The sequence below is a fragment of the Bradyrhizobium sp. BWC-3-1 genome (assembly GCF_032917965.1).
Lineage (GTDB): Bacteria > Pseudomonadota > Alphaproteobacteria > Rhizobiales > Xanthobacteraceae > Bradyrhizobium > Bradyrhizobium canariense_D.
In genome coordinates, this window is record NZ_CP136625.1 from 1,169,592 (window position 1) to 1,182,073 (window position 12,482).

Below are 12,482 nucleotides of genomic sequence, written 5' to 3' on the forward strand. Positions count from 1 at the left end.
AAGCGACTTGATGAGGGCGGCAGGGCAACCTGCCGCCCTTTTGCTTTGGGGCTTTGGGGCGTAGGCCAGGGGCCCGCATGGTTCGAAACGGCCGCCTCCGGCGGGCTCCTCACCATGAGGGGTCACAGATCTCACCGCGAGGACAGACCTCATCCTGAAGGCCGAAAAAGGCGGGCATCTCGAAGCACGGCCGCAACCAAGGGCCATAGCCTCAGAGCTTCGTCGGGCCGTCTCAGCGTGCCGCGCTCGGCTCCTTCTCGACCGGCACACCACCGTCACCGAGGACGTGGATCGCGCCGTGCTTCACCATCGTCACCTTGCGGGTATGGAAGGCTTCCAGCGTCGAGCGGTGGCCGATCGAGACGAGGGTGGCCTGTGGCAGCTTCTCCGCCAGCAGCCGGTACAGGCGGGCCTCGGACGGCTCGTCCAGCGAGGCCGTGGCCTCGTCCAGGAACAGATAGTCCGGCGCGTGCAGCAGCGCGCGGGCGAGCCCGAGGCGCTGCTGCTCGCCCAGCGACAGCATCCGGTTCCAATGACCGTCCTCCTCAAGCCGCTCGGCGAGGTCGGGCAGGCCGACCGCGATCAGCGCGTCCCTGACGCGTGCAGTTTCAAATGCGCCCGGCGCGGCCGGATAGACCACCGCGTCGCGCAACACGCCGACCGGGAAATAGGGGCGCTGGGGCAGCATCATCAGCTTCGCTTTTTCCGGGACGAAGATGGTGCCGGTGCCGAACGGCCAGATGCCGGCGATGGCGCGGAACAGCGTCGACTTGCCGGAGCCCGACGGTCCGGTCACCAGCACGCGCTCCGGCGTCTGGACGGAGAAGGCGTCGGTGGCGACCAGCGGCGTGCCGCTCGGCAGGTTCACGCAGAGCTGTTCGAGGGTGATATTGCGATTGCCGCCGGCGGCCTTGAGGGCGATCGCAGGCTCGTGCGGCGGCAGGTGCGCGGCCGCATCGACCGACATCTCGAAGCCGTCGAGGCGGGCGACGATCGAGCGCCATTCCGCCAGCGATCGGTACGCCGTGACGAAGAACGACAATGCGCCCTGTACGCTCGAGAAGGCCGACGCGGTTTGCATCATGTCGCCAAGCTGGATCTTCTTGGCGAAGAAGGCCGGCGCCACCAGCACGTAGGGAAAGATCACGGCGGCCTGCTGATAGCTCGCGGTGAACGCGGTGAGGCGCTTGGTACGGCTCATGATGGCGTACCAATTGCCGATCACGAAGCCGAAGCGCTCCAGCAGCCGGCCGCGCTCGGCGCCTTCGCCCTTGAGCAGCGCGATCTGCTCGGAATTCTCGCGGACGCGGACGAGGTTGAAGCGGAAGTCGGCCTCGAAGCGCTGCTGCTCGAAATTAAGGTTGACCAGCGGGGCACCGATCCAGTGCGTCAGCGCCGTACCGAAGATCGCGTAGACCAGCGCGCCCCAGCACAGATAGCCGGGGATCATCAGATCGGCGCGGAACAGGTGCAACGGCGCAGCATTGGAAAGCCCCCAGAGGATGATCACGAATGAGAACAGCGTCACGATTGACGAGAGCAGGCCGAGCCCGATGGTCAGGGTCTGCTCGACGAAGTTCTTGACGTCCTCGGTGATGCGCTGGTCCGGGTTGTCGGCCGCATCGCCCTTGAGCTGCATGCGATAGTGCGTGGCGCCTTGCAGCCATTCGCCGAGGTAGTGCCGGGTCAGCCATTGCCGCCAGCGGATCTGGAGCCACTGGTTCAGGTACAGCTTGTAGACCGCTAGCGCGATGAAGGCGGAGGCGAGGCCGATGAAGATCCAGATCTCCCTGACGAAGCTATCCCAGTCACTTGCCTGCAGCGAGCTGTAGAACCGGTTCTGCCATTGATTGACCAGGACGTCGATCGCGACCAGCGCCAGCTCCATTGCGATGACAGCGGCGAGCAGGCCTCGGCCGGCCCATTTGTCCTCCGACCGGAAATACGGGGCGGCGATTCGCCAGACGATCGCGAGCGTGGCGCTGATGTTCTTCACAGAGCTCTGTCTCCTGAGGGGATGTGCACAACTGCCCGGGGGCCAAAGACTTGGGACGACGGCGGAAATCGGCGCACTTAGACTAAAGTCGCAAGTCCTGCAATTTGCGTTGGCTTGTCGCAGCTTGCAACCCTAGCATGGGGCCGACGGCGCAGGGTGGGGGCCTTCGGGATTTCGCGAGCTTGTGAGCGGACGGGAACCGCTGCATTCGCGAGGAATTCGCGTCCAGCTCGGGGGTTATCGCTTCAGCGTCAAGCAGGATCGGTTGTCCACGCGGGCCGCCTGCAGCACACATGCGTGGGGGAGGAAGATCATGTGGAATCAAGTTTATGACCCGTTGCACAGCCCTGTGCTGTCGACGATCGCGGCGGCGGTCCCTGTCGTCACATTGCTGGTCCTGATCGCGAGCGGACGGGTCCAGGCTCATATCGCGGCGATCATCGCCGTGATCGTGGCAAATTTGATCACGATCTTCGTCTTCACCATGCCGGCAAACATGTCGATCCGCGCCTCGGTGCTGGGCATCGTCACCGGCTTCTTCCCGATCGGCTGGATCGTTCTCAACGTCATCTTCCTCTACCAGGTGACGGTGAGCACCGGACGCTTCGAATTGCTCAAGCGCGCGGTCGGCGGCGTCACCGAGGACCGGCGGCTGCAATTGCTGCTGATCGCGTTCTCGTTCGGCGCCTTCTTCGAAGGCGCCTCGGGCTTCGGCACGCCGGTCGCGATCACGGGCGCGGTCCTGATCGGCCTCGGCTTCTCGCCGCTTGCAGCAAGCGGCCTGTCGCTGATCGCCAACACAGCGCCGGTCGCCTTTGGCGCGCTGGGCACGCCGATCCAGGGCCTTTCCTCGGTCACCGGGCTCGATCCCTACATCCTCGGCGCGATGGTCGGACGGCAGTTGCCGATCTTCTCGCTGATCGTGCCGTTCTGGGTGGTGTGGGCGTTCGCGGGCTGGAAGGGCATGAAGGACGTGTGGCCGGCAATCCTGGTCACCGGCGTGTCGTTCGCGGTCCCGCAATTCGTGATCTCCAACTTCATCAATCCCTGGATCGTCGACATCGGTGCATCGCTGATCTCGATGGGCGCGCTGATCCTGTTCCTCAAGGTCTGGCAGCCCAGGCAGCTCTGGCTGTCCCCGGCGCTGCGCGGCCGCGATGAATCGGCGACCACCATGGCCGCGGCGAAACCGATGGATAAGACGCCGCTGACACAGAGCGAGCTGTTCAGCGCGCTGCTGCCGTGGATCATCGTCTGCATCGTGATGCTGATCTGGGGCAATGGTGGATTCAAGACCTGGGCGAACTCGATCTTTACCTGGAACTATCCCGTTCCCGAGCTGCATCAGATGATCAACAAGATGCCGCCGGTCGCGCCGGGGCCGACGAAAGAGAGCGCGGTGTTCGGCTTCACCTATCTCTCGTTCACCGGCACCGGCATGCTGATTGCGGCGATCATCTCAGGCTTCCTGATGGGCGTCGGTCCTGGCCGGCTCTTGACGGAATACGGGCGCACCATCCGGCTTTGCGCGATCTCGCTGATCACGATCTCGGCGATGCTCGCGATCGGCACGCTGACGCGGCTCTCCGGCGTGGACGCGACGCTCGGTCTCGCCTTTGCTGCAACCGGCGTGCTCTATCCCTTCTTCGGCACGCTGCTCGGCTGGTTGGGCGTGGCGCTAACGGGATCGGATACCGCTTCCAACGTTCTGTTCGGAAATCTTCAGAAGATCACCTCCGAGCAGCTTGGTCTGTCGCCGATCCTGATGGCTGCGGCGAACTCGTCCGGCGGCGTGATGGGCAAGATGATCGACGCCCAGTCGATCGTGGTCGCGTCCACCGCGACGAATTGGTACGGGCACGAGGGCACGATCCTGCGCTTCGTGTTCTGGCACTCGATCGTGCTGGCCTCGTTGGTCGGCGTGTTCGTGACGCTGCAGGCCTATGTCTGGCCGTTCACGGCGATGGTCCTGAAGTAGCAGGCCACGCCCGGCTTCAAGCCAAATCCCCGCGAGGTTGCTCCTCGCGGGGATTTTTGCGTGGCCCATGGGCGAACCTTCTCAACGGCGCCGCCGTCTTATAGAAGGTGCCGCAAATCACGTCGGTCGAGAGGTCTCATGGTTTCGTTCAGGCAGATGGTGTGTGGGGCGGTTGCAACGCTCGCGATGTCCACGCTCGCGCGTGCGGAGGACGGTTTTCCGTTCGGCACCGAGATGACGCTGGAGGCGCTGCCGCAGCCGGGCTCGAAGCGGATTCCGAACATCGAGATCGGCGACAATGGCGAAGTCGTGCTGGAGCTCTGGTGCAAGGGCGGCAAGGGCCAGTTCTCGGTTGCCGGCAACACCGTGATCTTCGTCCCCGGCCAGATCCAGGACCGCTCCTGCCCGCCGGCAAGGGCCCAGGCCGACGACGATCTCGTTGCAGCCCTGGGCAGTGTCGAGACCTGGAAGCGCCAGGGTGACGTGCTCACGCTCGTCGGCCCCAAGCCGCTGCGCTTTCGCCTCAACGGCAATTAGCCCCTGCTGTCATTCCCCGCGACCCGGCTACGCCAAGGCTTCGCCGGGGTCGAGGTCCAGAGGCGCCGAAGCTTTAGCACAGGCGGCAAGCGGGGAATCCAGTACGCCGCGGCTTCTCGATTCATCAAAACCTTCTCGGAGTACTGGATCGCCCGATCAAGCCGGGCGATGACCTGTGCGGGCTACATCACTTCCACACAGACTTGTCGGCGTCCCAGCGCTGGCCTTTCAGCTCCTTGGCGAGCGCCTCGACCGAACCGTTGTCGTCGGGCTGATCGCCTTCCTCGTCCGCGGTCGCTTCGTCCGAGAGATTGAGCTTGGCGCCGCTGCTCTCGTCAGTGGTCGTGGTCGCGGGACTCCCGATCCAGAGCATGAGCTTGTCGGTCGTGCCGGGCTTGTCGGGCGAGACGAGGCCCGCGACCTCGATCGTGTCGGTGAGCTCGAGCGCGGGAAAGTCCTGGTTCGGCCGCTTGAACACCAGCTTGAGCTTGCCGGTCGCCGGGTTGAAGCTTTGCGAGACCGGCTTTGCCGCGAGCGTCCTGCTCAGCACGCCAGCCACCGCGGCCGCGAGCTTGTCGCGGTTGATCTTGTCGCCGTCGCGCCAATCGGCGGCGGGAATGCGGATGGTGCGGTCCATCTCGGCCATGCCCGCGGTCCAGCCCGCGGCGGTGACGCCGGGCGTCGCCTTGAATTTCGCCAGCAGCGCGCCGGCGCGCTCCGGATCGACCGACATGTTGATGGTCTGCTCGCCTGCGCGTAGCGCCTCGCAGCCGACGGTGAGACTCGCCAGCGTCACCTCGACGTCCTGGCCCTTCAGGCTCTTCAGGAACTCGGTCGCGGCATCCAGCTTGACCTTGACCGCGATCGCTTCCGGCGAGACGTCGGTGAAATCCTTTGGTTGGGGCGTGATGCCGTCGTCGGAGGTCTGGTTGTCGAGGAATTCCTTCTCGCTGAGATCGGAATTGTCGGGCGAGGTGACCTCGGTCACGGTCTGGCCAATGCTGATCTGGCCGCGGAATTCAAACGTGTCTCCGGCCTGTTTGCGCAGCAGCTTGACGGTGACCGGCGCCTTCGCGCCGAGGCTCTGCGTCGTACCCGTCAGGTTCTGGCCCGCGACCTGGAGATTGACGACGAAGCGGTCCTTGCGGTCGGAATTCTTCGCGACGGGATAGCAGACGTCGAGCACGGCTGCGGTGACGGTCTTGCCCTGGCGTGTCTCCTTCAGGATCACGTCGGCATTGCCGTCCATCAACCCGTCGATCGAGGTGAAATAGCGCGTCTCGACGCCGCCGGGCGCCGTGGCCTTCGGCGCCAGCTTCATCTGGGCGGATGCGACCTCAGGCGAACCTGCAAGCAGAGCCGCCAGAACGGCCGTGGAGCAAAACACAAGCGCGCGCATCGACGAAATCCCTGAGGCAATGGGGCATGACCCGGAAAGTGTGAAGCGGTTTTCCGTTGAGATCAGGCCCAAACAATTCGAATCGGCGTCACCGTAGTGGGTTTTGGCTGCCGGTTGAATTGGAAAGCACGGGTCATGATCGGCAAAAAAGAAGGCCGCCCGGAGGCGGCCTTCGCAACACTGCAATGGAACGGACGGCTTAGAAGCCGCCCATACCGCCACCGGCCGGCATGCCGGAAGCGGCTTCCTTCTTCGGCGACTCCGCGACCATGGCCTCGGTGGTCACCAGCAGGCCGGCGATCGAGGCGGCGTCCTGGAGTGCGGTGCGCACCACCTTGGCGGGGTCGATGATGCCCTTCTCGACCATGTCGACATACTCCTCGGTCTGGGCGTCGAAGCCGAAGGTCTCGGACCTGTTCTCCAGGATCTTGCCGACGACGATCGAGCCTTCCACGCCCGCGTTCTCGGAGATTTGGCGGATCGGGGCTTCCAGTGCCTTCAGCACGATGTTGATGCCGGCCTGGACGTCGGCATTGGCGTTGGTCAGACGGCCGACCGCCTTCTTGGCGCGGAGCAGCGCGACGCCGCCGCCGGGGACGATGCCTTCCTGCACCGCGGCGCGAGTGGCGTTGAGCGCATCCTCGACGCGGTCCTTCTTCTCCTTGACCTCGATCTCGGTGGCACCGCCGACGCGGATCACCGCGACGCCGCCTGCGAGCTTGGCGAGGCGCTCCTGGAGCTTCTCACGGTCGTAATCCGAGGTGGTTTCCTCGATCTGGGCCTTGATCTGGCCGACGCGGGCCTCGATCTCGGGCTTCTTGCCGGCGCCCTTGACGATCGTGGTGTTCTCCTTGTCGATCACAACCTTGCCCGCGCGCCCAAGCATCTTCACCGTCACGCTCTCGAGCTTCATGCCGAGGTCTTCGGAGATCAGCTGGCCGCCGGTGAGGATCGCGAGGTCCTCGAGCATGGCCTTGCGGCGGTCGCCGAAGCCCGGCGCCTTGACGGCGGCGACCTTCAGGCCGCCACGGAGGCGGTTGACGACCAGGGTGGCCAGCGCCTCGCCCTCGACGTCCTCGGCGATGATGACGAGCGGCTTGCCCGACTGCACCACGGCTTCCAGCACGGGCAGCATGGCCTGCAGGCCGGACAGCTTCTTCTCGTGCAGGAGGATGTAAGCGTCCTCGAGTTCGGCCGTCATCTTCTCGGGGTTGGTGACGAAGTAGGGGCTGAGATAGCCGCGGTCGAACTTCATGCCCTCGACGATGTCCACCTCGGTATCGAGTGACTTGTTCTCCTCGACGGTGATGACGCCCTCGTTGCCGACCTTCTGCATCGCCTGCGCGATCATCTTGCCGATGGCGGCATCGCCGTTGGCCGAGATGGTGCCGACCTGGGCGACCTCGGAGGAGGCGGCGACCGGCTTGGCGCGCTTCTCGATGTCCTTGACGACGGCCGCGACCGCGATGTCGATGCCGCGCTTGAGGTCCATCGGGTTCATGCCGGCGGCAACCGACTTGGCGCCTTCGCGGACGATGGACTGGGCCAGCACGGTCGCGGTGGTGGTGCCGTCGCCGGCGAGGTCGTTGGTCTTGGAGGCGACCTCACGCACCATCTGGGCGCCCATGTTCTCGAACTTGTCCTCTAGCTCGATCTCCTTGGCGACGGTGACGCCGTCCTTGGTGATGCGGGGCGCGCCGAACGACTTCTCGATGAGCACGTTGCGGCCTTTCGGGCCGAGCGTCACCTTGACGGCGTTGGCGAGAATATCGACGCCGCGCAGCATGCGTTCGCGCGCGTCTCCGGAAAACTTGACGTCTTTGGCAGCCATGGTCTGCAATTCCTCTTCTTCGTGATGTGTCTTGCTTATTGGGTCGCCTCATTCCGGGGTCCGCGATCGAACCCGGCGGAATGATGCATGCCCGGATCGAGTGACCCGGGCATGCATTCAGCGGCCGTTCAGGCGTCTGGCCTTAGGCCATCACGCCCATAATGTCCGACTCCTTCATGATCAGGAGCTCATCGTTGTCGATCTTGACCTCGGTGCCCGACCACTTGCCAAACAGCACACGGTCGCCGACCTTGAGGTCGATCGGGATCAGCTTGCCGGCCTCGTCGCGGCCACCGGGGCCGACGGCGACGACTTCGCCCTGGGACGGCTTTTCCTTGGCCGTGTCCGGAATGATGATGCCGCCCTTGGTCTTTGACTCGGCGTCGATACGTTTGACCACGACACGGTCATGCAGCGGACGAAATTTGGATTTAGTCATGACGTTTCCCTTTGGAGGCTCGCTTCGGAAGGAGAGGAAGTGGGCGGGCGGCGCTTCCGTCCACCCTTCCCGAGGATCGATCGGCGCGCGTTAGCAATCCATCTTTCAGAGTGCTAATGGTGCGCCCGGGAATATGGCTTGGCCGCGATCCTGTCAAGCAAAGGTGGTTAAGCGATTGGTGAGACGGATATAGGATGGTGACATTGGAAACTTGTTCGGGGTGCCGGCGTATTAAAGGACGTCATTGCTCCGGCAGCGGTTTTGCGCTTGGCTGCGTAAGGGGTGCGGCCATGGTTTTGTCCGGGGGAATGCCATGATCAGTTCAGCTCACGCGCGCACGATCGCCAATCTGGCGGCGGCTTCTTGCCTGGCGCTGCTGCTTGGTGCCTGCGGCGGCGGCATGAGCCTGCCGTCCTTTTCTTCGTCCTCACCGCCCCCCGAGGCCGAGCCCGGCACCGGTCCGGAAATGCCCGCGTCGATCCGCGCCGACGAGATCGTCGGGCGCTGGGGCCTCGCCTCATTCCAGAACCCGGCCGACCGCGCCCGCACCGAGGCTGCCGCCCGGGCCCAATGCAAAAATCCTTACGTGATCACCGCCGGCTCCTCCGGCGGCGTGATCATGCATCTGGCGGACCAGGCAACACCGCAGGAACTGCGGCTGAAGGGTTCGCCCAGCGGCAAGAATTATATTGGGCCGGCGGGTCCGACGCCCGGCGAGCAGGACCGCGAAATCGTCTCCTTCGACGGCCGCGTCCTCATCACCCGCTTCATCGACAAGGACGCCGCCACCCGCTACGGCAACATGGTCTACGTCCGCTGCGCGCCGAGGGCGTAGTCTCTATCCTTCGTCATGCCCCGCGACCCGGCTACGCCAAGGCTTCGCCGGGGTTGAGGTCCAGGGGCGCCGAAGCTTTAGCGTAGGCGGCAGGCGGGGCATCCAGTACGCCGCAGCTTCTCGGCTCAATCATTGCCGTCTCTGGAATACTGGATCGTCCGCCTGCTGTTTAGACCGGACAGATCACTGACAGGTGTTCGGAGACATAGCTGACACTTCAAACTGGGCTGGAATGGTCGATTCGGGAGGCCTTCCATGCCCTGGAACGAGGTGTCGGTGATGGATCAGCGACGGGAGTTTGTGCGGCTTGCGTTGCAGGAAGGGGCGAACCGGCGGGAGTTGTGCCGGCGGTTCGGGATCAGTCCTGATGTGGGCTACAAATGGCTGCGGCGTTGGCAGGCTGGAGATCATGAACTGGCGGATCAGTTGCGCCGGCCCAAGAGCATGCCCAAGCGGAGCGTGCCTGAGGTCGAGGCGCGGGTTCTGGCTGTGCGTGACAAGCATCCGGCTTGGGGAGCGCGCAAGATTGCCCATTGCCTGAAGCGCGGCGGCCAGACCGTACCGGTGCCCTCCACAGTGCATCGGATCCTGTGCCGGAACGAACGGATCAAGCCGAGCGAGAAAGCCGCGCCGAGCCCTTCAGGCCACCGGTTCGAGAGGGACGCGCCCAATCAACTCTGGCAGATGGACTTCAAGGGCCACATGCCGCTTGCCGACGGAAGGCGTTGCCATCCGCTAACCATGGTCGATGACCACTCCCGCTATGCGCTGTGTTTGAAGGCGTGCGCCAACGAGCAGCGACCTGATGTGCAGAGGCATCTGACCGACACCTTCCGACGCTATGGGCTGCCGGAGGCCTTCTACCTCGACAACGGTTCTCCCTGGGGCGACACCTCGGGCGTTCGCTGGACTGCGCTGAAGGTATGGCTGCTCAAGCTCGGCGTCAGGGTGGTCCATGCCAGGCCACGTCATCCTCAGGGCCGAGGCAAGAACGAACGCTTCCATCGCAGCTTGAAAGCAGAAGTGTTCGCTCTGCGCACGTTCCGCACTTTGGCGGAAGTCCAGCGTGCCCTCGATAGCTGGCGAACGGTCTACAATCTGGAGCGGCCCCACGAGAGCTTGGGCATGGGCATTCCCGCCGATCGCTACCGGCCCAGTTTACGCGCCATGCCGGATCGTGTGCCGAAGATCCAATACGACGCCGGGGAGATCGTTCGCACCGTCTCCTCGACGCGGAGCTACATCGCCTTCAAAGGGCAAATGTGGAAAGTCCCTCAAGCCTTCTGCGGCGAGCAGCTGGCCGTGAGGCCGCTCGACCGCGACGGCCGCTACGGAATCTTCTTTGCCAGTTGGCAGGTCGGATCAATCGACTTGACGCGCAGCCAAACTGTCAGTGATGTGTCCGAACAGGCGTCAGCTATGTCTCCGGTCTAAACACTGCGCGGACGATGACAGCAGGGGACGATAGACAACAAAAAAACGCCGGCTTGCGCCGGCGTTCGTTATTCAGAGCGTCGCGTCCGTTCAGTCGAACAGCGCGTCGATGTCGTCCTGCGAGGCGTGGCCGACGTCGCCGGCGAGCTTCGGGCCGTTGAGAAGCTTGTCGTCATCGCTGCGAGTGTCGACCTGCGGCACGACGTGAGACTTGATCGCGTCGACACCGCCCCAGATTTCCATCATGGAATTGATGTGCTGCTCGATGAACTTCATCGTGCTCATGACCTTGCTGATGCGCTGGCCGGTCAGGTCCTGGAAGTTGCAGGCTTCGAAGATCGAGATGACGCGTTCCTGGATATCGTCGGCGAGCCGCTTCTGCTGATCGGCCGATTGCACCTTGGCCATCGCGCTGGCCGCCTGGTCGATCGACTCGGCGGCTTCGAGGATCTGCTGGGTCGCCTGTTCGGTGCCGCCGACGACCGCGCCGAGCTCGCCATTGACCTTGGCCATTTCGCCGCCGTCGAAGCTCTTGCCATGCAGTGTCGCGATCTCGCGCTTGGTGCGGTCGATGGCGTCGTGGATGAGGTCGAGCTCGACCTTCAGCTTCTCGCACTGCTCGATCTGCGCCCGGTAAGTATCGAGCATGGTACGGGCTTCGGAGAGCTCGTGGGCGGTGGAGGCGTCGATCGCCGCCATGGCGGCGCTGCCGGACAACGGCGCGGTGCCCTTCGCCATCTGCGTGCGGATCGCACGCAGCTCGGCCATGATCTCGCTATGCATCGGCGCAGCCTCCTCAATCATTTCGGGGCTGGGCATCTCGCCGACAATAGCCTCCTCGACACGAAAACGTTTGCGGTGAATAGCCATCAAGAACTCCCCCCACCTCACTCACGCGTCTTTGTAGGCAGAAGCGATTTAACACGAAGTTCACAGCCGGAACTGTCGTGCGGCTGCGCGCGACGGCTTGCAAACGGGCGATTAACCATGCGTGCACGGCGTTCATCGAAAATAAACGCTGATCGCCAAATTGCGCCGTTGCCGACGATGTGGTGAATCGAAATGGCGTTTCCGTTTACCAAACAAAACGGCTTTTGCTCTTTATTGACCACGTCGCGGATGCGGATCAGCCATCACCTCGCCACGACGCATGTGATCTAGACGAAACAGTACAGAGTACGTCGATGTTCAAGAAAATGTCTGTTGCGCTGCTTGGCAGCGCTTGCACCTTCATTGCCGGCGTCAACAGCGCCAGCGCCTTCGACAATAGCGTGCCGAACGATCCGCCCGCGGTGCTGTACCAGCCGCAGGTGCCGCCTGCGCCCGTGCGCGTCGCCTCCAACATGGGCGGTGGCTTCATCGAGTTCATATTTGGCGACGGGCCCGGTCGCGGTCCGGCCTACGCTCCGCAGCAGCCGGTGTATCAGCAGCAGCCAGGTTATTATGACCAGCGCCGCCTGCCGCCGATGGGCGAGCCGCAGATGCAGGGCGCAAGTCTCCAGCAGGAGGCGGTCGATCCGCGGCAGCGTCAGTTTGACCCGAGATTCGAGAAACAACTCGTTGACTATAGCGGCAACGAAAGCGCCGGCACGATCGTGGTCGATACGCCGAACAAATTCCTCTACCTCGTCGAGGGCAACGGCCGCGCGATGCGCTACGGCATCGGCGTCGGCCGCCCCGGCTTCACCTGGTCCGGCGTGAAGTCGATCACGGCCAAGCGCGAATGGCCGGCCTGGACGCCGCCGGCGGAAATGATCGCGCGCCGCCCCGACCTGCCGAGGCACATGGAAGGCGGCCCGGAAAATCCGCTCGGTGCGCGCGCGATGTATCTCGGCTCGACGCTCTACCGTATCCACGGCTCCAACGAGCCCTGGACCATCGGCACCAACGTCTCCTCGGGCTGCATTCGCATGCGCAACGAGGACGTCATCGATCTCTATGGCCGCGTCAACGTGGGCACCAAGGTCGTGGTGATGTAGGCGCATAGTGCTCGGAACCAAAACGGCCGCCTCATCGGCGGCCGTTCTCGTTGG

At 63.9% G+C, this 12,482-nt stretch carries 10 protein-coding genes; 5 read left to right on the forward strand and 5 right to left on the reverse strand.

Features of this window, described 5'->3' with window-relative positions; translation table 11 throughout:
- Nucleotides 1–232: 232 nt before the first annotated feature.
- The gene (locus RX329_RS05670; protein ID WP_085361265.1) at nt 233–1,996 is read right to left on the reverse strand and encodes an ABC transporter ATP-binding protein/permease; all 1,764 of its coding nucleotides are present in this window, start codon (nt 1,994–1,996) and stop codon (nt 233–235) included.
- A 313-nt stretch (nt 1,997–2,309) separates the two neighbouring features.
- On the opposite strand from RX329_RS05670, the gene RX329_RS05675 reads away from it, so the two are divergent.
- Nucleotides 2,310–3,974: an L-lactate permease gene (locus tag RX329_RS05675; protein ID WP_085361266.1), complete on the forward strand. Its 1,665-nt coding sequence runs from the start codon at nt 2,310–2,312 to the stop codon at nt 3,972–3,974.
- 138 nt (nt 3,975–4,112) lie between these two features.
- Nucleotides 4,113–4,511, forward strand: coding sequence for an META domain-containing protein (locus tag RX329_RS05680; protein ID WP_085385437.1), 399 nt, complete (start codon nt 4,113–4,115; stop codon nt 4,509–4,511).
- Nucleotides 4,512–4,698: 187 nt separating this feature from the next.
- On the opposite strand, the gene RX329_RS05685 is transcribed toward RX329_RS05680, so the two are convergent.
- The 3 genes from RX329_RS05685 to groES form a co-directional block, all read right to left on the reverse strand.
- The gene (locus tag RX329_RS05685) at nt 4,699–5,910 is read right to left on the reverse strand and encodes a hypothetical protein (protein ID WP_085361268.1); all 1,212 of its coding nucleotides are present in this window, start codon (nt 5,908–5,910) and stop codon (nt 4,699–4,701) included.
- A 199-nt stretch (nt 5,911–6,109) separates the two neighbouring features.
- On the reverse strand, nt 6,110–7,741 hold the full coding sequence (groL, locus tag RX329_RS05690) for a chaperonin GroEL (protein ID WP_085350111.1): 1,632 nt from the start codon (nt 7,739–7,741) through the stop codon (nt 6,110–6,112).
- A 142-nt stretch (nt 7,742–7,883) separates the two neighbouring features.
- A complete protein-coding gene (gene groES / locus RX329_RS05695; protein WP_007596954.1) occupies nt 7,884–8,180 on the reverse strand; it encodes a co-chaperone GroES in 297 nt (98 codons plus the stop codon).
- Between the two features lie 313 nt (nt 8,181–8,493).
- On the opposite strand from groES, the gene RX329_RS05700 reads away from it, so the two are divergent.
- The gene (locus RX329_RS05700) at nt 8,494–9,015 is read left to right on the forward strand and encodes a hypothetical protein (RefSeq protein ID WP_085361269.1); all 522 of its coding nucleotides are present in this window, start codon (nt 8,494–8,496) and stop codon (nt 9,013–9,015) included.
- A 255-nt stretch (nt 9,016–9,270) separates the two neighbouring features.
- A complete protein-coding gene (locus RX329_RS05705; protein WP_317244478.1) occupies nt 9,271–10,449 on the forward strand; it encodes an IS481 family transposase in 1,179 nt (392 codons plus the stop codon).
- 90 nt (nt 10,450–10,539) lie between these two features.
- Here RX329_RS05705 and RX329_RS05710 read toward each other — a convergent pair whose 3' ends face one another.
- Nucleotides 10,540–11,319, reverse strand: coding sequence for a protein phosphatase CheZ (locus RX329_RS05710; RefSeq protein WP_018453435.1), 780 nt, complete (start codon nt 11,317–11,319; stop codon nt 10,540–10,542).
- Between the two features lie 314 nt (nt 11,320–11,633).
- Here RX329_RS05710 and RX329_RS05715 point away from each other — a divergent pair, with 314 nt between their 5' ends.
- Complete coding sequence (locus RX329_RS05715; RefSeq protein WP_085385433.1) at nt 11,634–12,428, forward strand: L,D-transpeptidase; 795 nt, start codon at nt 11,634–11,636, stop codon at nt 12,426–12,428.
- The last annotated feature ends 54 nt before the right edge of the window (nt 12,429–12,482 follow it).

Bases quoted from the DNA above. Each gene is read 5' to 3' on its own strand.
- RX329_RS05675 (WP_085361266.1), top strand. From the start codon at position 2,310: ATGTGGAATCAAGTTTATGACCCGTTGCACAGCCCTGTGCTGTCGACG.
- RX329_RS05680 (WP_085385437.1), top strand. From the start codon at position 4,113: ATGGTTTCGTTCAGGCAGATGGTGTGTGGGGCGGTTGCAACGCTCGCG.
- RX329_RS05685 (WP_085361268.1), bottom strand. From the start codon at position 5,910: ATGCGCGCGCTTGTGTTTTGCTCCACGGCCGTTCTGGCGGCTCTGCTT.
- groL (WP_085350111.1), bottom strand. From the start codon at position 7,741: ATGGCTGCCAAAGACGTCAAGTTTTCCGGAGACGCGCGCGAACGCATG.
- groES (WP_007596954.1), bottom strand. From the start codon at position 8,180: ATGACTAAATCCAAATTTCGTCCGCTGCATGACCGTGTCGTGGTCAAA.
- RX329_RS05700 (WP_085361269.1), top strand. From the start codon at position 8,494: ATGATCAGTTCAGCTCACGCGCGCACGATCGCCAATCTGGCGGCGGCT.
- RX329_RS05705 (WP_317244478.1), top strand. From the start codon at position 9,271: ATGCCCTGGAACGAGGTGTCGGTGATGGATCAGCGACGGGAGTTTGTG.
- RX329_RS05710 (WP_018453435.1), bottom strand. From the start codon at position 11,319: ATGGCTATTCACCGCAAACGTTTTCGTGTCGAGGAGGCTATTGTCGGC.
- RX329_RS05715 (WP_085385433.1), top strand. From the start codon at position 11,634: ATGTTCAAGAAAATGTCTGTTGCGCTGCTTGGCAGCGCTTGCACCTTC.